The organism is Histidinibacterium aquaticum (assembly GCF_008710275.1).
Lineage (GTDB): Bacteria > Pseudomonadota > Alphaproteobacteria > Rhodobacterales > Rhodobacteraceae > Oceanicola > Oceanicola aquaticus.
Genome location: NZ_VYQE01000006.1, coordinates 39705 through 60291 on the forward strand (window position 1 = coordinate 39705; position 20587 = coordinate 60291).

At 68.8% G+C, this 20587-nt stretch carries 17 protein-coding genes; 4 read left to right on the forward strand and 13 right to left on the reverse strand.

The genetic code is table 11. The features are described from left to right. Nucleotides 1-2: 2 nt before the first annotated feature. From F3S47_RS16825 to F3S47_RS16865, 9 genes are all read right to left on the reverse strand, one after another. Nucleotides 3-1928, reverse strand: a complete 1926-nt coding sequence (locus tag F3S47_RS16825; RefSeq protein ID WP_150446474.1) for an NADH-quinone oxidoreductase subunit 5 family protein — start codon at nt 1926-1928, stop codon at nt 3-5. Then, entirely contained in the window at nt 1925-2230 is a 306-nt protein-coding gene (gene nuoK / locus F3S47_RS16830) for an NADH-quinone oxidoreductase subunit NuoK (protein WP_150446475.1), read from the reverse strand. Before nuoK ends, F3S47_RS16825 begins: the two co-directional genes overlap by 4 nt. Then, a complete protein-coding gene (locus F3S47_RS16835) occupies nt 2230-2835 on the reverse strand; it encodes an NADH-quinone oxidoreductase subunit J family protein (protein ID WP_150446476.1) in 606 nt (201 codons plus the stop codon). The genes nuoK and F3S47_RS16835 overlap by 1 nt, the downstream gene beginning before the upstream one ends. Then, nucleotides 2832-3692, reverse strand: coding sequence for a complex I subunit 1 family protein (locus F3S47_RS16840; RefSeq protein WP_150446477.1), 861 nt, complete (start codon nt 3690-3692; stop codon nt 2832-2834). Before F3S47_RS16840 ends, F3S47_RS16835 begins: the two co-directional genes overlap by 4 nt. Next, nucleotides 3689-4600: a hypothetical protein gene (locus tag F3S47_RS16845; RefSeq protein WP_150446478.1), complete on the reverse strand. Its 912-nt coding sequence runs from the start codon at nt 4598-4600 to the stop codon at nt 3689-3691. The genes F3S47_RS16840 and F3S47_RS16845 overlap by 4 nt, the downstream gene beginning before the upstream one ends. Continuing rightward, complete coding sequence (locus F3S47_RS16850) at nt 4591-4905, reverse strand: NADH-quinone oxidoreductase subunit A (RefSeq protein WP_223877864.1); 315 nt, start codon at nt 4903-4905, stop codon at nt 4591-4593. The genes F3S47_RS16845 and F3S47_RS16850 overlap by 10 nt, the downstream gene beginning before the upstream one ends. A 194-nt stretch (nt 4906-5099) precedes the next feature. Then, the gene (locus F3S47_RS16855) at nt 5100-6980 is read right to left on the reverse strand and encodes a type IV secretory system conjugative DNA transfer family protein (RefSeq protein WP_150446480.1); all 1881 of its coding nucleotides are present in this window, start codon (nt 6978-6980) and stop codon (nt 5100-5102) included. 55 nt (nt 6981-7035) lie between these two features. Continuing rightward, nucleotides 7036-9858, reverse strand: a complete 2823-nt coding sequence (locus F3S47_RS16860; RefSeq protein WP_150446481.1) for a hypothetical protein — start codon at nt 9856-9858, stop codon at nt 7036-7038. Between the two features lie 132 nt (nt 9859-9990). Then, nucleotides 9991-11475: an alpha/beta fold hydrolase gene (locus F3S47_RS16865; RefSeq protein ID WP_223877865.1), complete on the reverse strand. Its 1485-nt coding sequence runs from the start codon at nt 11473-11475 to the stop codon at nt 9991-9993. A 272-nt stretch (nt 11476-11747) separates the two neighbouring features. Here F3S47_RS16865 and F3S47_RS16870 point away from each other — a divergent pair, with 272 nt between their 5' ends. Together F3S47_RS16870 and F3S47_RS16875 are read left to right on the forward strand one after the other, a co-directional pair. Then, the gene (locus F3S47_RS16870; protein WP_150446483.1) at nt 11748-12179 is read left to right on the forward strand and encodes a hypothetical protein; all 432 of its coding nucleotides are present in this window, start codon (nt 11748-11750) and stop codon (nt 12177-12179) included. A gap of 20 nt (nt 12180-12199) precedes the next feature. Continuing rightward, the gene (locus F3S47_RS16875; RefSeq protein ID WP_191090227.1) at nt 12200-12421 is read left to right on the forward strand and encodes a DUF1127 domain-containing protein; all 222 of its coding nucleotides are present in this window, start codon (nt 12200-12202) and stop codon (nt 12419-12421) included. Between the two features lie 48 nt (nt 12422-12469). Here F3S47_RS16875 and F3S47_RS16880 read toward each other — a convergent pair whose 3' ends face one another. The 3 genes from F3S47_RS16880 to F3S47_RS16890 form a co-directional block, all read right to left on the reverse strand. After that, nucleotides 12470-14824 (reverse strand): TRAP transporter large permease, encoded by a 2355-nt coding sequence (locus F3S47_RS16880; protein WP_150446485.1) that lies wholly within the window; start codon nt 14822-14824, stop codon nt 12470-12472. A gap of 36 nt (nt 14825-14860) precedes the next feature. Further along, complete coding sequence (locus F3S47_RS16885; RefSeq protein WP_150446486.1) at nt 14861-15772, reverse strand: TRAP transporter small permease subunit; 912 nt, start codon at nt 15770-15772, stop codon at nt 14861-14863. A gap of 98 nt (nt 15773-15870) precedes the next feature. Continuing rightward, entirely contained in the window at nt 15871-16956 is a 1086-nt protein-coding gene (locus F3S47_RS16890) for a TRAP transporter substrate-binding protein (RefSeq protein WP_150446487.1), read from the reverse strand. A 235-nt stretch (nt 16957-17191) separates the two neighbouring features. Between F3S47_RS16890 and F3S47_RS16895 the strand changes: the two genes are divergently transcribed. Both F3S47_RS16895 and F3S47_RS16900 read left to right on the forward strand, forming a co-directional pair. Continuing rightward, a complete protein-coding gene (locus F3S47_RS16895) occupies nt 17192-18592 on the forward strand; it encodes a cache domain-containing protein (protein ID WP_150446488.1) in 1401 nt (466 codons plus the stop codon). After that, complete coding sequence (locus F3S47_RS16900) at nt 18589-19221, forward strand: response regulator transcription factor (protein ID WP_150446489.1); 633 nt, start codon at nt 18589-18591, stop codon at nt 19219-19221. Before F3S47_RS16895 ends, F3S47_RS16900 begins: the two co-directional genes overlap by 4 nt. Here the strand turns inward: F3S47_RS16900 and F3S47_RS16905 are convergent. Next, nucleotides 19172-20443 (reverse strand): cation:proton antiporter, encoded by a 1272-nt coding sequence (locus F3S47_RS16905; RefSeq protein ID WP_150446490.1) that lies wholly within the window; start codon nt 20441-20443, stop codon nt 19172-19174. The two genes, F3S47_RS16900 and F3S47_RS16905, sit on opposite strands and share 50 nt — an antisense overlap. Nucleotides 20444-20587: the final 144 nt, after the last annotated feature.

Below are 20587 nucleotides of genomic sequence, written 5' to 3' on the forward strand. Positions count from 1 at the left end.
GGTCAGCCTCCGATAATCAGCAGCCCCACTGCCAGCGCGAAACCGGCCATGAGAAGGGTGTAGTAGTGGTGGGAAAGCCCCGTCTGCAGGCGGCGAAGGTCGGCGCCCGCCATCCCGGCGAGCCTTCCGCTTCCTCCGGGGATGATGTCGCTCAGCCGTTCGCCGACGCCAGCCGCGAGAGCCGCAAGTGCGGAGGCCGCCTGCACGGCGATCCCCACCGCACCGCGCCATACCCGCGAGGTGCCCTGCGACGCCCGGCGTGCGGCGCCCGGGGCGAGGCCGTCGATATGGTCGTCGTCGAGCCGCGCCAGCTGGCCGGAGGCCTGCCGACCGAGCGCCGCCACACCCCGGGGGATCAGGTCGATCACGCCGTCGTCGAGGCGCGCGGCCACCCCGGCCAGTCCATGGAACGGTCGGATCACGCCATGCTCGTAGAGGGCGGGCAGACCCAGCCACTCCTGCCCCGGCGGCGCGGAGGGGGCGCGTGCCGCGCGCAGGCCGGCGAGCACCCCGAGCGCCACCGCCGTCAGGGACGCGATCAGCCCGAGGCGCGTGCCGGTCGGGAGTTCCGCCCCGATCCAGGCGGAGACGGCGTCATGGGCCCAAGGCAGCCACAGGACCGACATGGCGAGAACCGCCCCGGAGAGGCAGAGGAGTGCCGCGCTCTCGCCGCGACGTTCGGAGGCTTCGTCCCGGTCGCCCGGACCGAACGCCGTGACCGCGAACCGCGTCGCGTAGGCCGCGCTGAGCCCGCCCGCGAGGATCGCCGCCGTTGTCCAGAACAGGCCGGCATGTTCCGCGGCCTTCACCATCTCCTCCTTGCTCCAGCCGCCCGAGAGCGGCGGCACGGCGGCAAGGGAGAGCGCCGCGATGGCGGTCAGTCCCGCGCTCACCGGTAGCGCGCGCCCGAGACGCGCCTCGCGCAGATCGAAGCTGCCGGTGACGCGATGCACGGTTCCCGCCGCGCAGAACAGGGCGGCCTTGGTGGCGGCGTGAACGACGAGGTGCAGTACGGCAACGCCCGGGTACCCTGCCCCCACGGTCGCGATCATCAGGCCCATCTGCGCCGAGGTCGAGCCCGCCAGCAGCTTCTTGGCGTGGACCTGGCGGACCGCCACGACACCGCCGAGTACTGCCGTCGCGAGGCCCAGGGCCATCGCCGCCGTCCCGAATCCCGGTGCCGCCGAGATGTAGGGGTGCAGCCGCGCGAGGATGTAGACGCCCGCCGCGACCATCGTGGCGGAGTGGAGCAGCGCCGAGACCGAGGTCGGGCCGTCCATCGCGCGAAAGAGCCACGGCGCGAAGGGCACCTGGCCGGCCTTGGACACCGCCGCAACCAGCAGGCCGAAAGCCGCGAGCGCCAGCGGCCAGTCGTCGAGCCTGCCGAGCGCGTCGTACTCCGCGCCGCCCGTGACGGTGAAGGTCGTCAGCACGGCGAGAAACAGCCCCAGGTCCCCGGCGCGGGTCAGCACGAAGGCGAAATTCGCGGAGAGACCCGGCGGCTGCTCCCGCCACCTGTGGCCGATCAGGACCCAGGAGCAGGCACCCACGATCTCCCACCCGATCAGAAGCGTCACGAGGTCGTCCGCGATCACGACAAGCTCCATCCCCCCGGTGAAGACGAGCATGAGCCCCACGAGGCGCGGCAGCCCGCGCGCCTCTTCGTGGGACGCGGCGAAAAGCGTGATCGGCAGCAGGATCGCCGGGACCAGAACGGCGACCGCCTGCGCCAGGGGCGGAAGCGCCGCCTGAAGGGTGAGGACATCGGACCAGTCGAAGCGTCCGGATCGGCCGCCTGCGATTAGGGCCAGCAGGAGCGTCGCCACGGTGGCGAGCCCCCCCAGGAGCGCGGTCCGGCCCCGGGACGCGCCGACGGCCCAGATCCCCAGACCCGCGAGGACCGGCAGGTATGCCAGTGCCCAGATCATTGCTTGAGCGTCCCGAGGCTCTCGGTCATGTCGGCCTGCCGCTTGCGGTAGAGCGCGACGATCAGCGCGAAGCCGATGGCCATCTCCACGGCCATCACCGCCATGACGATGATCGCCAGCAGCTGGCCCTCGGGCATGCCGCCGAGCGACAGCGACCAGAACCCGATGATCGCGAGGAGCGCACCGTTCAGCATGAGCTCCAGCCCCATCATCAGCATGACGAAGCTCTGCTGGCTGAGAGCCCCGTAGAGCCCGATGCCGACCAGCGCCGCAGCGCCGAGGAGAACGATGGTCAGGGTCATCAATGGCCTCCGTGGTGGTGGTGGCCATGCCCTCCGCCGCCCTCGGGACGACGCCCGGCGGGCTCGCCGCCCTCGGTGAGGCCGGGCGGGCGCGCGCCCTCGTCCGCCGCGCCGTAGCGCCCCTGCCGTGACGACAGGATCACCGCCCCGACCATGGTCGCCAGCAGGGTGACGCCCGCGGTCTCGAAGATCAGCATCGAGGGGCCCAGCAACTCGTGCCCGAGTTGCGCCACCACCTGCGCCTCCTCCGGGACCGGATCGCGCGGCAGCGGCGACAGGAGGACCGCCGCCCCCAGTCCAATGAAGGCGACCAGCCCTGCGCCGATAGAGAGCCGGTGCTGGTGGACCATCATCATCGGGTTCAGGCCCGCGGGGTTCATCATGAACATGACCATGAAGATCGCCATGACCATCATCTCGACGGCCATCATGAAGACGGTCGCCACCCCGATGTACGGCGCAGAGAGCAGCACCCCGATGCCTCCCACGGCGACGAAGGACAGCATCAGCGAGAACGAGGCGCGCACCATGCTGTCGACGCGGAATACGCGCCATCCGGTCCAGACGGCGAAGGCGGCGAGCAGGGCGACGGCCAGGTCGGTCATAGCGCCAGCACCCCCGAGATCACGAGATCGAGGAAGGAGAGCGGCAGAAGGACGACCCAGAGGATCCCGAGCATCCGGCTCGGCGTGGTCCGGGCGACGCGGTCTCCCAGCCAGACGATCAGCGCCATCAGCACCGCCGTCTTGAGCCAGAGCCACACGGGCCCGGGCAACACTGGGCCCAGCGGTCCGCCAAGGAAGACCGTGGCAGCGATGGCCGACACCGAGACCAACATCGCGAGCCGCGCGACCTGCCAGGCGGCGCGCGCCGGCCCGCTGTCCTCGGCCGAGGTGCCCGAGGCGATATCCGCCGCATCGGCGTAGTCCATCGGCCCTCGCAGCGTCAGGGCGAGCGCGACGACGAGGAACAGCGGCAGGCCCAGCGGCTGGCGGACCACGTTCCAGATCTCGCGCTGGCTCTCGACGATGGCCACGAGCGACAGGCTCTCGGCCGGGAGGGCAGCGGCAATCAGCACAAACATCGACGGCAGCATGACCGGCAGGCCGATCGCGGCGTAGCGGTAGGCGCCGATTAGTGGAAACGGCGCGTTGGGGGACCAGCCGTGCAGGAAGACCGTGACGACGGTCAGCGCCTCGCAGGCGCCCCAGATCACGATGCCCACGGGGCTGTCGATGAGCGCGAGTCCGGGTGCGAAGGGAACGACCGAGAGGCCGACAGCGGCAAGCGCGAGATACCAGGCCGGCGCAAGGTCGCGGTTCATTCGGTCGGGGGCCTCTGTCTCGACCCGCTGCCGTCCGAATGCTGCCACGAGCGGCAGGGCGGTCCGGTCGAGGACCGCCGCGAAGAGCGTCCCGGCCAGCAGCGTTCCGAGCACGGCGAGGGCGAGCAAGAGCGTCATGCGACCTCCGTTGGACGGGTGGCCCGGATGATCGCGGAGGGCGGCAGCGAGGCCAGCAGGAGCGCCGCTTCGGACCATTCGGCGCCCTCCAGAAAGTCCGGCAGATCGACCGGCGCGACCGTCACGACCTCTCCCGCGAGCCAGGCCCCTAGCCTGCCGCGGGCCTCGGTGCCCTCAGCCAGGCCGAGGCCGCTCGGGACGGCGCCGCGCAGCCAGACCGCCCCGGGTCTCTTGCCCTCGATCAGGCGGTCCGCCGCCGCCTCCAGGCCAAGCAGCCGGACGACCCGGCCCGCGCAGAGTTCGGGCGCGTCCGCGCCGGCGGGCTGCGCGAAGGCCGCGTTCGCCACCGTCGCGTCGCAGATCACGTCGCCCTGCAGCGTCACCTCCAGGACGAGCCCCGGCGGAAGCATCGGGGCGAAGGGTCCGATCCGCGCCGTATAGCGGTCGAGTTGCAGCCCGTCGCGGATATCCGGCCCGGTCATCGCCATCGACCGTCCGTAGGGCGTGCCGCCCATCATGCCTTCGCCGCCCTGCCCGTGCGGGCCGACCCCTTTCCACTCATTCGGTGGCACGTCCGGCAGGCGGTCCTCCTCGTCGGTCACTCCGGCGCAGAGGTCGTGCCATGCGTCGCGGAGGCGGTCAGCGATCTCGTCCGCTGTCTCGTCGATCCACCGCACCGTGGCGCGCGGGTGCGGCAGCTGGGCATGAACGCGGGAAAGGGCCTCGAGCATATCGTCCGGCAGGTCCCCCGAGACGAGCAGCACGGCCGCGTCCCGGGGACTATGCGCCCGTCTCAGCCCGCGCCGCGCCAGCAGGCGCTCCACGTCGGCCTGCCGTCCTGGTCCGATCGCGGCGAAGATAGGAACGGGGGCCCGGGCCGCCAGACTGCCGAAGCGTGTCACTGCCACCGGAAGATCCCCTCTCGCCAGCCGTAGAGGATACCGACGGACAGGATGGCAAGGAACATGCCCATCTCGGCCAGCGCCTTGATCCCTTCCGAGACGAAGACCACGGCCCAAGGGTACATGAACATCATCTCCATCTCGAAGGCGATGAAGAGCAGCGCCATGGTGTAGGGCCGGAAGTGATACCGCTGCCAGGCGTGGGTGTCAGGCGTGCCGCCACCGAGGAACGGCATCGCCTGCGGCCCGGTCGATTTCGCGGCCGGCGCAAGCAAGACGACGAGCGCGGCGGCGATCGCAGTCCACCCCACTATGATCCCGATCGTTACCACCACGTTCCCTGCGGACTCGTTTCGCGAGGTCGGAGCGTCCCGACCCGGCGCCCGGACGAACAACACATGCCGGTGAAACGCCCCCGAGTCAGCAATGGGTTCCGTCGAGGCTCTCCACAGGCGGGGCCGCGCACGAAGATCGGCAGACCGACTGGCCCCGAGGGGCCCAGCTCTTACTCGGCCGCGGTGACCCGTCCCAACGGCCGTCCGGGCGCATTGGAGGGTCGGAGGGGGCGGTCCTCGGCGACCTCCACGAAGCGCCAGCCGGAGGTTCTGGCGTCCCGCGCGTGGAGCGGGTTGTCGCGGTAGGCGCCGTCGAAGGCGGGGTCGGAGAAGTAGCTTGGCTTTTTCGCGAAGACCGGCTCGTCGCCGTAGATGGCGAGAAGCATCTCGTCGTGCTCCATGTCCAGCAGGGCCGCGGGCGGCAGGTCGAACATCTGCACCAGTGCGCTCGCCTGAAGCGGCGTGGCGCAGCCGAAGGCCTGGAAGACCTTGCAGTTGTTGATCAGCGTCTCCCAGTTCGCCGGGTAGCAGGCCCGGAGCTGCGACAGGTCCTGCCAGAACGACCAGACCTGCACGCCGTAGCCCCGCAGCAGGGTCTTGGCCGCGACGAACTCTTCCATGTGGCCGAGCTGCGCGACCTCGTCCATCAGGAAGAGCGTTGTGCGCGGGGGCCGGGACCGCCTGGCACAGATGACGTTGATCAGACCCTTGAAGATGGTGGCGAGCAGCCGGGAATGGCTGCCGAGCTTGTGCGGGGGGAACACGATGTAGACCGAGCTGCCGCGCCCCTGCCGGAAGCGCTCGAGGTCGAAGCCGGGGGAGCTGAGCATAGACCGCACGCCCCGGCTCTGAAGATAGGAGATGTTCCCCTCCAGCGTCGCCATCATGCTGCCGAAGGTGCGGTTCGGCGCCTGCGCGCATTGCGCCGAAACCGCGCTGGCGAGCGTCCCGCGGCTCGCGAACATCTTCAATACGGCGAGCGGGTAGCCCACCGTCTCGGTCTCGTCGAAGACCATCGGGAGCCGCTCCGAGGCCCGGCTCGGCGCGTCGACCACGCCGGGGAGGACCTGCATCGCCCATGCCGCCAGGGTGCGCAGTTCGACCGGGCTGATGGCCGAACCCGGACGGACCTCCTCGAGCGCGGCGCCGAATTGCGCGTAGAAGGCGGTCCCGAGGCAGTCCTTGTAGGTGGCGAGGAGGTCCGCGTCGGCCGTTCGCCAGGCACCGCCGTCGGAATCGTCGAAGAGCTGCTCCAGCAGCACGAGGTCCTCGTCGGGTTCGGTCTGGTTAGAGGCCTCATCGCCTGCGACGTCGCGATGCGTGCGGAGGGTGACCAGGAAGAGATCGAGCGCCGTCGCGCAGTCGAGCCCGCTCCGGTCGAGTGTGATGCGAACCGGGGCCGGGGCGGCGGCGAGATCGGGGAAGTAGTCCCGTTGCTCCGTCCGGTTGACCTGGTCCGGCCGGGTCCGCAGGTCTTCCAGCATCCGGTCCAGCCCCTGGCCGAGTTCGTGGTAGGCCGCGATCAGGCCGGCGAGGATGTTCTGGGCCGAGATGTCCCAGAAGTCGCGACCCGAGCCCTCTCCGGGCGCGAGCATCCCGGCCATGGACTGCGCCGCGGTCTCCGTGTCGTCGGAGAGATAGGGCAGCAGGTCGAACAGGTTGAGGCCCGAGGCATCGGGCTCGGTCCGGCCCTCCCAGTCTTCGGTCACGCCGAAGGGGTCGATCAGGTAAATCTGCTGGCCGAGCGCCTTTCGGCGGGCGGCGGTGACGGCATAGTTCTCGCCCTTGGGATCCATGACGACGAGGTCGCCCTCGTGCCGGAGGGCCGCGGGAATGACGCAGGAGACACCCTTGCCCGCCCCGGTGGGCGCGATGGTCATCAGGTGGCCCTCGCCGTGGAAGATGTACGGATCGAGGTAGCCGGAGCGGGGCGAGAACTCGTCGGTTCCGAAGGAAAAGCCGACCGGCTGGCGGATGTGGTCGTCCTCCTGGGAGTAGCCCACGAGCAGGCCAGGTTCGCTGATCTTCGGGGGGAGCTGGTAATGCGTCATCGTCACAATCTCTCGTCTGGGCCAGGCGAGGTGCCTGCGGTGTCGGGCGGGGTGGTCAGCTGGAAAGCACGAGGTTGAAATCGTCGAGGCTCATGAGGCCCTCCTCCTCCTCGTCGTGTTCTCTGGCAGGCGGAGCCGGAGGCGGCGTCGGCTTGGGCGGGACGTAGGCGGGGAGCTCGCCGTCCCGTCGGAGCTTTGCGAGCGTGTCCTGCGCGGAGTGGAGGTAGTGGTCCCAGGGTTCGTCCCGGTACGGGTCCTCGAGCTCGCGCTCCTCCATCAGCAGCTCCAGGACCCCGATCTTCGTCTCCATCATGGCCACGAGCTCGAAGCGGCAACGCCTGACCTCTCGGGGGGCCCGGACGACCTCCCGGTAGAGGCGCGAAAGGTTGTTGTAGGCGGAGACGAGCTCTCCGATGGTGCGGATCGCCTGGCACGAAGCCACGCGCGCGGCGATCGCGAGCGCCGGGTCCTCGCCCTGAACGGGCCCCGACAGGGCGACGGCGTCTTTCGTGGCGGCATACATCCGGTCGCGCGCGTTCTCCACTGAGCTGCGGCTCGCGAGGCGGGCGGTGTCGATCAATCGTAGGATGCGGGTCCGGGTGTCGGGCGCCAGCTCGGCGCGCCGGGTCATCGTGTCGAAGGCGCTCGCGACCCGGCCGGTCAGCAGGCGGATCTGGGCGACGGCCCGCAGCATCGCCGGGTCCGTGGCCGGCGGTCTGCCGATGGCCTCGCAGAGTTTTCGGACCGCCTTGTAGCGCTGGCCCAGTTCCCCCCGTCGGCGGCCTGCATCCGGGCTCTCCTCCACGATACGCACGAGTTCCGTGAGCTCGAAGCGCAGCTTCAGGTCGGCCCAGTCCGAAGCGGTCTGATCCCCGGTGCCGAGCCGCGCCAGGAAATGCTCAGCTGTCTTCGCCGCAGAGAGGTCCTCGGTGGCGCCGGTTGACCTTAGGAAGCGCCTGAACTCACACTCGAAGACCTCGCGGGCGTCGTCGCGCTGGGTGAAGTCCATGTCCTCGTAGGTTTTGGAGACGACCCCCTCGAAGGCGATCGCCTCGAGCAGTCCGACGGCGGCCTCGGCGCGGGGACGGTCGCAGCCTCGGTCGGCAGAGGTCTCCCCGAGGATCGCCTCCTTGGTGTAGTGTTCGACGACCGGCCAGGGCACCGGGAGCTGGGTAGTCACGACCTTGTAGATGAGGGCCTTGCAGAGCCTGATCGTCGCCTGAGGACAGGACGGAAAACCGGGGGACGACCGCCAGACCTGTTCCAGCAGCCGGTCGGCGAGTTGCGCCTCGCCAGTGGCCAGGAGCGCCGCCACTTTCTCCTGAAGCCAATCCGCATGCGCCGCGGCGTCGAGCCTGAGGCGGGCATGGCTCGCACGGACCATGTCGAGGAAGCGGGCCTCCGGTTCGGCGCTCTCCGGGCGGTCGGCGAGCCACCGCATCATCCGTTCGACCCGGTGGGGATCGCAGTCCCCGGCTTCCTTGCGCGCAAGTCCGGCGACAGGATCGGGCACCAGGACGCATCCGGCCGGCGCTTCCTCCCGCGGGAGGTCCTCGGCCTCGACCGTCCGGCAGAAGGTGGCCCAGTCCTGTAGGTCGGTCCCGAAGGCGAAGAGGTCCATCGCGTCAACGAAGGTCCGCTCGTCGAGGAAGGGGATCGAGGCCGCGAGTCCGATCACCCGGCGCTCTCGCAGTGTGAAGTCCTCGAGCACCCGGGCGACGTGCTCCTGCGAGCATCGCCTCAGCCGCCGGTTCAGCTCTCGGCGGGTCTTGCCGCCCTCCGGGCCGAGGTCGTCCATCGACAGGCCCCGCTCGGTCAGGAAGGCCTGCGTCTCGTCGAGCAGCGCTTTCACCCGCTCGGGGTAACCCGCGCCGAGATGGCCGATGTGGGTTCGGAGCCAGAAGTCGGTGAGGCCGACCGCGTCGAAGAGCGGCGCAAAGTCGTCCTCGCTGAGCGACCGGACCTCGACCCAATAGTTGGCCCGCTCCTGATCGCCTATGTAGGTGCCCCAGGGCAGTGCGCACTCGGTGCCCATGACGACGCTGACGAAGTCCAGGGCCCCGACGGTCTTCCCAAGCCAGGGCGGCAGCTGGTCGGCGTCGTCGCCATCGATCATCAGCAGCCAGTGCTGCGGACGCTTGGTGGCTTCGAGCGTCTTGCGGTGGGCGCGCAGGTCGCGGACGAGCAAGTCGGGGAGGCTGCGGCGAAGCTCCTCGATCGATAGCCTGCGGATCCACTCCAGGTCCTCCTCGGCCCGCCGGGCGGCGATCCAGCGCCGCATCGAAAAGCGGATGGAGGACACGAGCTTGTAGATCGGGCCGATGGTGGGGATGGCAGCGCCGCTGATCTCAAACCCGTTCATCATGGTATCGCGGACGGTGTCGGCGAGGTCCCCCGCCATTTCGTTGTGCTCGGGCGAGAAGACGCGCGGGTACTTCGTGCGGAGGTCCGAGGCCGAATAGATCTTCCGGTAGAGCTTGGCGAAGGCGTAGTCGAACCTCGGGAAGGCCGCTCGGTAGAGCTGGCCGTACTGCGAGCGGAGCTGCATCGGGCCTTCGATCTCGTCGGTATGCCCGCCGATCCCGAGGTCGAGATCCACGATCAGCGCAAGCGGCTGCTTGCGTCGCGCCCCCCGCCGCAGCGACCACCAGCGCCGGGGTGTCTCGTCCTGCCGTCCGACGATCCGCGGAAGCCAGGCCTCGCTCAGGATGCAGTCGAGGTACCGTTTCCGCCCCCGGTCCCTGTCGGAAATCACTTCGAGCAGGAAGGGAGGTCCGTCGGGCCTCCAGTCGAGGATGGACCATGCCGCTTCCTCTTCGAAGAGGAGGTCGGGGTCCCATTTGTCCAGTTCGAGGCCACTCCTGGAAACGTCGTTCATCTTTACCCGGCCCTGCCCAACCTAACAGGACAATGAGTGGTGGTGGATTTGGGCGGTGGTATGGCCCGAAGCGGACCATATTACTATTTCGCGTCAGCTACTTAACCCTACGGAAGGCATTGGCAGGCAGGCTCAGGCGTCGATCTCGCGGAGGAACGCCCGGATGCTCGACATGCAGACGCCCCAGGCCGGCTCGTAGTCCACCAGTACGTGGTTCTGACTGTCCAGCGGCACGAACCGCGCCTGCGGGATACCGGCGGCGACGAGCCGGCCCTGGTCCACCGGGATGCGCTGGTCCTGCGTGGCGTGTAGGACGATGGTCCGCGCCCGGACCTGCGCCAGACGGTGCCGCACGTCGATGTCCCCGAAGGCGTCCTGAAAACGCGCCGCGTTGGCGGCGGAGGTCGTGAGCCGCTGGAACTCGTCGAACCAATCGAGCTCGTCCGGGGCGGCGCGGGGCATGAAGGTTTGCGAGAAGATGTGCCGGTAGGCCGGGTTGTCGGTGCCCCAGCCGACTTCCGTCAGTTGCCGGACCGCCTCGCGCCGGGCCATCTCCTCGGGGCTTGCGTGATGCCGCCAGCCGGAGGCATAGGCGCCGATGAGGATCAGTCCCGAGACCCGCTCCGGGTGGCGCACCGCGTACTCGATGCAGACCGCGGCGCCCTGCGAGATGCCCAGCAGCGGAAACCGTTGAAGCCCCAGCGTCTCGACCACGGCCTCGAGGTCGTCGACGAAAGAGTCGAAGTCGAGCCTGCCGACGTTCCAGTCCGACAGCCCGCAGCCGCGCTCGTCGTAGCGGACCAGCGTGCGGGACCGCGCGAGATCGGCGAAGCAGGCGCCCCAGACCGGCGAATGCCAGTCGTGCTCGATATGGGTGAGCCAGTTGGCGGCCTTTACCAGCGGAGGGCCCTGCCCCACGGTCGCGAAGGCGATCTTCGTGCCGTCGCTCATCCGGCAGAAGCCGATGCGCTGCGCGCGCAGGTGCGCCCGCCGGTCGGCCGGTTCCAGCACGGGCAGGCTGTCACCTCCCTGCGCGGGCTCCGCCACCTCGTCGATCGTGGCCTCCGGGTCCGCCTCATGCAGAAGCCGCCTCCATTTCCGGACCGCGCTGCGGGAGGTCTCGGGATGGCTCGCCAATCTCCGCAGCACCTCCAGCCGGTCCGCCTCGGCATCCTGCCGTTCGGCCATCAGCCAGGAGTCGAAGGCCGCGTCCCCCGCCCCTTGGAGCCCGTCGAGGACGATGCCGGACAGCGCCTCCGCGGCGGCTTCCAAGTCGGCCAGGCTCATGCCTCCGGGATCGGTGCGCAGGCGCCGGTGGAGGTCGCGCAGGTCCACCTCCGCCCCCTCACCGTCGAAACGGACCCGCTCGCGGTCCGCGACTATTCGCGTGCGGTCGGCGGTATCGACGACCTTGCGCAGCTTGGTCAGGGCCCAGCGGAGCGCGGCCTTCGGATCGTCGGGTTGGTCCCAGAACATCTCGCACAGGCGCTCGCGCCGGTGCGGACGCCCGGTCGCGACCAGAAAGGCCAGAAGCGCACGCGCCTTCCGCGAGGCCGGCAGCGCGACCTCTTCCTCTCCGACGCGAATCCGGAGTTCGCCGAGAACGGATATCTTCATGCCTGTCGCCATCGCTGGGTCGGAGCATGGGGAGGGACCCCCGGGAAAACAATCTGGCCGGGCGATCAGCAGCCTTCCGCTAGGTCAAAAACAACGCCTGCACAGTTAATAAACAACGCTCGTTACAACGCTCGCTCCAACGGTAGGGCGCGATAGCGCCGGCACGGCCCGGGAGGAGACAGGGCCGTGGCGCCCCGAGCGGTGCTTTTCAATCAAAGACCATTGCCACCCCGCACAAACGGGGCGGGCTTCATCCGTTGAGGAGCGAAGAATTGAAGACACGTTTCGAAATCATCGGCGACGTCGATCTGGTGCGGATCGAGGGCCACGTCGACGCCGGTGCGACCGGTCCGCTGTGCGACCTTCTGGCCGCGCGCGCCCGCTACGGGCGCAGGAAGCTCATCGTCGAACTGGGGGAGGACGTCCGGATCGTTCGTCCGGGCGTACGCGGTCTCGTCGTCGCGTCGAAGCTGATGCGTACGGCGGGCGGGCAGTTCGCCGTGGTCGCCGGCCCCGAGCTCGGCGGTTGGCTGCATCGCGTGAGCTTCGCGCATCTGCTTCCGGTTCACCAAAGCCGCGCCGCGGCCCTCGCGGCGTTGGGCGAGACCGCATGGCGGATCGCTATCCAGGACCCGGGCCGCGCATCGAACCGCCCGGCCGCCCCGGCGCGGCTCCTGCCCCGCGTCGTCAACCACAGCCACTGACCGTTCAAAGGACCAGACCCATGCACGCCTATACTCTTTCCTTCTTCGAGGGCCTTGCCGGCCTCGCCACCCGCCGCCCGAACCGCGCGCACAAGCGACGCGGCCAGGGGCACGGACTCGTCCGCTGGTTCCGCCTCTGGCGCGATTACCGGCACCTCGACGAGCTTCCGGACTACCTGTTGAAGGACATCGGCCTCACCCGGGCCGATCTCTACGAGGACCGCCGTCGGTTCTTCCTCTGACCTAGTGGTACGTCTCACCCGGCCGCCATTTCGGCGGCCGGGTCTCGGTCAATTGCCGATGAGTTGCGGCACGATGGTGACCACGCCGGGGAAGAACCACAGCAGCGCGAGGCCCACGACTTGGATGCCCACGAAGGGGATCACGCCCCGGTAGATGTGGGCCGTCGTGACCTCGGGCGGCGCCACCCCGCGCAGGTAGAAGAGCGCGAAGCCGAAGGGCGGCGTCAGGAACGAGGTCTGCAGGTTCACTGCGATCATGATCGTCACCCACTTCGGATCGAAGGTGCCTCCGTAGATCACGGGGCCGACGATGGGCACGACGATGTAGATGATCTCCAGGAAGTCGAGCACGAAGCCGAGGATGAAGAGCACCAGCATCACGATCAGGAAGACCGTGAACTCGCTGTCGAAGCTGCGCAGGTAGGTCTGGATGTAGTGTTCACCGCCAAAGGAGATCACCACGAGGTTCAGCAGCTGCGAGCCGATGAGGATGGTGAAGACCATCGAGGTGACTTTGGCCGTCTCGCGCACGACGGGCGTCAGGATCCGGCCCGCGAAGAGCACCCAGCAGGCGTAGAGCAGCGAGAACATCGCGAAGAGGAACGAGGCGAAGGCCACCAGGTAGGCGATGATGTCCTCGAAGAGCACGTCTTCCTGCCCGATGCGCATGTCGAAGTTTATGCCCACCACGAGCATCAGGACCATCGCGAGCGTACCCCAGAGGATGATGGCCGGGCTACGGCCCTCCTCGCTGAGCTTGCGGTAGGCCGCCAGCATGATCGCGCCGCCAGCGCCCAGCGCCGCGGCGGGCGTGGGGTTGGTGATGCCGCCGAGGATCGAGCCGAGCACGGCCACGATCAGGACGAGCGGCGGGAAGACCACGCGGATCAGGTCGTTCTGCCCGAGCCTCCGCGCGGCGTGCCGACAGGCCCAGAGCGCGACGAGGAGCGGCAGGATCAGGATGACCGTGGCCGTGCCCGGCGTCGTTGTGGGCGAGATGAAGGCCGCGTCGAAGAGCAGCATGACGGCCAGCGCCGCGCCCCCGACGATAAGCGGCATGGGCTCGGCCGAGGGCATGATCCCGCGCGCGAGGATCAGGACGATGCCGAGGACGAGCGCGGTGATGGCGATGCCAGGACCGATGGGCGCGGCGTTCGCGAGGCGCTCCACGCGGATCTCGGCCTGCTCCTCTTCGCTCAGTTCCCGGGCCTGCTGCACGCCGCCCGCGGCATCGATCTCGGCCTGTTCGGCGACCGCGGCGTCCCAGGCCTCCTGACCGTGCAGCTCGATCATCGCCTCCTGGCAGGAGGGCGAGACGTTGGTGCGCAGCGAGGCGGTGTCACCGGCCTCGGAGTAGGAGCCGACGTTGATGTCCTGGCTGCCGATCAGTCCCGCCTGGAAACCGCCCACGGTGAGGGCGATCAGGAGGACCGGCAGGCCGAGGAACCACAGCAGGCCTTCGTTCCGGGTGATCGGCTCGGCGTTGGCGGCCTCGATCTGGACGGCCGGCGCCTTGGACGGATTGAACAGCGCGTAGCCGAAGGCATAGGCCGCGTAGAGGAAGGCCAGCAGGATCCCCGGCAGCAGCGCCGCCTGGAAGAGCGTGCCGACAGAGACCACCGCGGGCTCGCCGAGGTAGGTCAGCGCGTCCGAGCAACCGGCGGCCTGGGCGCGGTCCTCCTGCGCGGTGGAATAGAGATCGCCCGCCAGCGTGCCGAGCAGCACGATCACGATGGAGGGCGGGATGATCTGCCCGAGCGTGCCTGAGGCGGAGATGACGCCGGTCGCGAGTTGGGGCGAGTAGCCGGCGCGCAGCATCGTGGGCAGGCTGAGAAGGCCCATCGTCACCACGGTCGCGCCGACGATGCCGGTGGAGGCGGCGAGGAAGGCGCCCACGACGACGACCGACACGGCGAGACCGCCCGGCAGCGGGCCGAAGACGCGCGACATGGTGGTCAGCAGGTCGTCCGCGATCCGCGACCGCTCCAGCGTGATGCCCATGAGCACGAACATCAGCACCGCGAGCAGCGTCTCGATCGACTGGCCGGCCAGCACGCGCTCGTTGATGCGGTTGACGATGAACGACAGGTTCCGGTCGAGTGCCGTTTCCCAGCCCAGTGGGAAGACGGACTCCCCCACGCGCGGCAGCTCGGGATATCGGAACATCGATATCTCGTCCGGTCGGAGCCCCTGTGCCGTCAGTTCACGGTAGGCCTCGGACGAGGTGTCGACGGCCTGGTGGATCAGCAGGCCGCTCTCGTCCAGCAGCGCGATGATGGTGAAGGAGATCACCGCCGCCCCGCCGATGGCGAAGGCCACCGGGAAACCCGAGAGGATCCCGGCGAAGAGCGTCAGGAAGACGATGATCAGGCCGATCTCGACCCCGTCCAGTCCGAATAGCATGTCTTACGTCCCTGTCCCCGGACCTGCGTCCTGTCGTCAGTGCTGCCGGACTTCGGCGAGCGAGTCGGAATCGAGATGGCGCCCGTAGCTCTCCGGCCCCTCGCGCCATTCGAGATACGAGCGATAGAAGAAGGCGACCGCCTGCAGCATCACCAGGAGGGTGAAGGCCAGCAGCAGCACCTTGAAGAGGAAGTAGGCGTTGAACCCGTTGGGGCTGAAGCCGATGGTCTCGACGTTCCAGCGCACCGCGCGGGCCTTCATCAGCAGCCGGTCCAGCCCTTCGGAGGCGGAGGGCGGCGGCGTGATCAGATGGCGCCAGAGGAAGTACCAGGAGTACATCCAGATCAGCACGGCCATGGGCAGCATGAAGAAGAGCGCGCCGAACATGTCGATGACGCGCTTCTTGCTCTCGGAGACCGCCGAGTAGACGAGGTCGACGCGGACGTGTCCGCCCTGCACGAAGGTGTAGGAGACGCAGAGGCAGACGACCATGGCGTTGTAGAGCTTCAGCTCTTCCGACCACCAGGAGATGTCCTTGGAGAAGGCGGCCCCGAGGCCGAGGCTGATCTCGGCGGAGGCGAAGACGCGCTGCATGAAGATGATCAGGATCTGCTGCAGCACCATCAGCAGGCCGGCCCAGGCGAAGAAGCGGCCGACCCCGTTGGCGAAGCCCTCGAGCCCGCGAACGCAGGCCCACATGACCCGGTGCCGCCACATGCCCACGCCTGTCAGCACCAGGAAGGCCGTGAAGGCCACGAAGAAGAGTTCGACCGATCCGCCGTAGTAGACGAAGGTCATGATCGCCTCGGGGTTCGACCAGTCCAGCCAGGCGGCCGGATGGGTCAGCGCGTAGGCGAGGTTGTAGAAGGCCATCACGATGTTGCCCGCGACCCAGAGGATCGCGTCGAACACGGCCCAGAGGCCCCCGTCGGCGGCTGTCTCGTCCATTGGCAATGCCCCTCGTGGTCAGCAACGCCGGTGTCCCGACCGGCGAAAGGCACCCCCGCCCCGGGGCGGAGGTGCCGGTCTCTCTCAGCCGAGAGAGTTTACATGCCCATGATGCGGTTACGCTGCTGGGTGAAGGCACCCTCGGAGCGGCTGGACCAGTTGGCCGAGCTCTCGAGCGACTCCATGTAGCTGTCGTAGCAGCGCTTGTAGAGTTCGTCGCCCATCGGCTCCTGGATGACTTCTTCGGCGGCGGAGCCGAAGGCGTCCCAGATCTCGTCGCCGAACTCGAGCACCTGCACGCCGCCGGACTGCAGGCGCTGCAGGGCGGCGGAGTTGTTCGCCATGAACAGCGACATGGTCCACAGGTTCGAGGCGCGCGAGGCGTTGTGGATGATCGACTGCTGCGCGGGCGTCAGGCTTTCGAAGGTGTCGAGGTTCATCGTGAGGTTCAGGTTCGGGCCCGGCTCGTGGAAACCGGCGGTGTAGTAGATCTTGGTGATCTCCTGGAAGCCCGCCTTCTCGTCGGCCCAGGGGCCGATCCACTCGGTGCCGTCGATCGCGCCGGAGGCCAGCGCCTGGTACACTTCGGCGCCGGGCAAATTCTGCACGGAGGCGCCGAGCTTGCCGAGCACCTGGCCGCCCTGCCCCGGCATGCGGAAGCGCAGGCCCTGGAAGTCCTCGGGGCTGTTCATCTCCTGGGCGAACCAGCCGCCGGACTGCGGGCCGGTGTTGCCGGCCGGGAAGGCCTTCAGGCCGAAGATGGAGTAGAGTTCGTCGGCCAGCTCGCTGCCGCCGTCATGGTAGTACCAGTTGTTGAATTCCTGGAACGTCATGCCGAAGGGGATCTGGCTGAAGAAGGACAGCGCGGGGTGCTGCCCGAGGAAGTAGTAGTCGACGCCGTGGTACATGTCGGCCTGGCCGGCGGAGACCGCGTCGAAGACCTCGAAAGCGCCCACGAGTTCGCCGGCAGCACGGAGATCGACGGTCAGCTGGCCGTCGGTCATCTCGGTGATCATGTCGGCGCAGTACTGGGCGCTGTCGTGCACACCGGCGAGGCCGCGGCCCCAGGTGGTCACGAGGGTCAGGGTGCGGTTGCCCTGCGCGTAGGCGGGTGCCGCAAGGCTCGAGGCCGCAGCGGCGGTGCCCCCGATGGCGCCCTTCGTCAGAAAGGAACGACGATCCATGAGTAGTCCTCCCGTTTATGCCTGTCCCCTCCCCGGGCCCAGGCGGATCGTTGAAAGTGGAGAGACACTAACGAGGTCGCATTTCGACCGCTATACCCATCATTGCGTAGAACCCCGTCCGCCCGGCCCCGGGGCGTCGCCCGGAGCGTGCCACGGGGTCGCACGGGCCGGGACGTTGCGGCGCATCGGCAGCGCCGCTCTTTGATTCGCGCGCGGTTAAGCCTAACGATTCGTCATGCTCCGCCGGTTGCGCCTGTCCTACGGAATGCAGCTTTTCCTGCTCGCCTCGCTGCCGCTCGTCATCGCGGTGGCGGGCATCACCGTGATCGTCGAACGGCAGAGCCGCGAGCTGGCCGAGCGCGAGATCGCCGCGCTGGAGGAACAGCTGATCGAGGCGAAGCGCGCGGAACTGCGCAACTACCTGTCGCTCGCGCGGACCGCGTTCCTCAACGAGTACGGCCGCGCCGCCCCCGACGACGCCCGCGCCAAGCGCGAGGTCACCCAGATCCTCTCCTCGATGATCTATGGACAGGACGGCTACTTCTTCGTCTTCGACTACGAGGGCACCAACCTCGTCGCCCCCCGCCGCACCGAGCTGATCGAACGCAACTGGTCGGGGCTCACCGATCCGGAGGGCGTCCCCGTGACCGACGAGCTGGTCCGGCTCGCCCGTGCGGGCGGCGGCTACCACGAGTTCCTCTGGCCCAAGCCCTCGACCGGAGAGACCGCGCCGATGCTCGCCTACGTCAACGGCCTGCAGGACTGGCAGTGGGCCATCGGCACCGGCATCTTCATCGACGACGTGAAGGAACGCGTCGCCGCCACCCGCGCCGAGGTCGAGGCCCGGATCGGTCGCACGACGCTCTATATCCTGTTGCTGGCGATCGCGGCGCTGATCGGGGTCTTCAGCTGGGGCATGGCACTGAACATCCGCGAGCGGCGGCTGGCGGACGCCAAGCTCAAGGCGCTGACCCAGCGGGTCATCGACACCCAGGAAGAAGAGCGCGGGCGCGTGGCGCGGGAGCTGCACGACTCGATCAGCCAGATCCTCGTCTCGGTCCGCTACGCGCTCGAACTCGCCCGACGACGGGTGGTGAGCGGCGATGGTCGCGCGCCCGAAAGCCTCGACAAGGGGCTATCCGCCCTCGGCTCGGCGATCCAGGAAGTCCGGCGCATCAGCCGGGACCTGCGGCCCGGCGTGCTGGACGACCTCGGCCTCGGCCCCGCCCTGCAGACCCTGACCGCCCAGTTCCAGGAGCGCACCGGCATCGAGGTCGATTTCCAGACGGTGGTATTCCGGAACCGGCTGGACGCGGAGTCCCGGATCGCGCTTTACCGCGTCGCGCAGGAAGCGCTGACGAACATCGAGCGGCATTCGGGAGCGACGCGGGTGACAATGAACCTCAAGGGCCACAGGTCCGGCGCGCAGCTGCGCATCGCCGACAACGGGTGCGGCCTGCCGCAGGGACGCAAGAGCGCGGGCCTCGGCCTGCGCAACATGTCGGAACGGATCGAACAACTCGACGGCACCCTCCGCATCGTCTCCTCCGACGAGGGAACGGTGATCGAGGCGCAGGTGCCGCTGACCCATCTACTCCCGCCCGAGGCGGGCGACGCGCGAAAGGAGACGGCATGACCACTCGTGTCGTGATCGTGGACGACCATCCGATGGTGGCCGAGGGCCTCCAGTCCATCCTCGAGACCTACGACGACCTCGAGATCGCCGGCATCCTCACCTCCGGCCAGGAGGCGGTGGAGGCCGTGGAGCGGCTGGAGCCGGACGTCATGCTGCTGGACCTGAACATGCCCGGCATGGGCGGGCTCTCGGCCACCGAGATCATCCTCGAGCGGCGGCCCGAGACCCGGGTGCTGATCCTCTCCATGCACGACTCGCCGGAGTACATCTCGACCGCGCTGCGCCACGGCGCGCGGGGCTACGTCCTGAAGGACGTGCCGGTGGACGAGGTGAAGACCGCGATCGACGCTGTGCTGTCGGGAGAGCAGTACCTCTGCACCGGCGCGCGCACCTCGCTCAGCCCCGGCACCGCCGACGGGCGCGAGCCGCTGACCGGGCGCGAGCAGACGATCCTGCTGCAGCTCGCCCAGGGCAAGAGCAACAAGGAGGTCGCGCTGGCCCTCGATATCTCGGTGCGCACGGTTGAGACCCACCGCAAGAACATCCGCCGCAAGCTGGGCATCTCCTCGACCGCCGGTCTCACCCGCTACGCGATGGAGCATGGCGTCCTTCAGGGGACCGGTCACTAGCTTCCGCCGCACGGTCGTAGAGCCGCATTCCGAGACTCGCCGTCACGCCGTGAGCGACGACGGAGAGGGCCACCGCGAGGCTCGCGGCGTGCCAGAGCACCGCCTCGCCCGTCTCGGCCTTGGCGTGAAGCGCGTAGTAGATGGCGGCGACGCCCATCGGACCGAACCAGCCCAGGAAGACCGCGTCGCGGGCCCGCAGCCCTGCTCCGAGCACCGGCCCCAGCAGCGCCAATGTCGGCGGCCGGCGCAAGACCAGCACGAGCAGGCCGAAGCCCAGGCCCGCCCAGCCGAGCGAGACCCAGCCCGCCCAGGGCAGCATGGCGCCGAAGAGCACGAAGACCGGCAGGTTGAAGAGCTTCAGGATCGCTTCCTGCACGTTCTCCTCCTCCAGCCGCTCCTGGCGCTCGACCGAGGCGTTGAAGGCCGCGCCCGCGGCGAAGGCGGCGAGGATGCCGTCCGAGCCGACGAGCTTGGCGCCCGCCAGCGCCACGAGCGACAGGGCGACGGTGAGGCTCAGCAACGAGTGCTCCTCGACCAGCCCGGCCTCGTCCGCGCGGCGCAGAGCGGTCCCGAGGGCGAGCCCCATCAGCGCGCCGAGCGCCACCGCGAGAATGACGCCGATCAGGACGACATCGACCAGCCACTCGCGCAAGGTTCCGCCGTCCCAGCCGCCGGTGATCGCCAGCAGCGGCAGCATCACCAGGAGGTAGCCCAGCCCGTCGTTGGCCCCGGACTCGAGCGAGAGCGTGGAGCGCAGCCGGTCCGGGAGCGAGTGCTCCGCGGCCGCCCCGTTGACGATGGAGGAGGCCGCGACCGGGTCGGTGGGCGTGACGATCGCGCCGAGGAGGAGAACGGAGGCGAGCGGCAGGCCGAGCGCCAGCCAGGCGGCGACCGAGGACAGGCCCCACATGGCGAGCATTCCGAAGCTCAGCAGGATGAGGACGGGACGTGCGAGCTTGCGCAGGTCCTCGGTCGGCGTGCGGATCGCGATGCCGGTGACGCTGACCGCGAGCGTGAACCGCGCCGCCTGCTTGAGTATTTCCTCGGGACGATGCCACGCGTCCACGTTGAGCCAGCCGAGCACCTCCGGTCCGGCCAGGAGCCCCATGAGGGTCGCGAGAAGCGGGATCGACAGGACGGATCGCTTGATCGGCCCCGAGAGCAGCCCCAGGACGATGACGACGAGTCCACTGATGACGATGGCGCTGTGGATATGCTGCATGGCAGGTCTCCCGCCCGGTCAAATCGGTGAGAGCGGGACGGGTTCCCTGCGCGGCACCTTCCCTTCGCGCAGCCCTCACGATCTCTTGAAATATTCTTGCGCGGGACGCAGGGCCCACGACATTTTCTCCACAACCCCCATTGA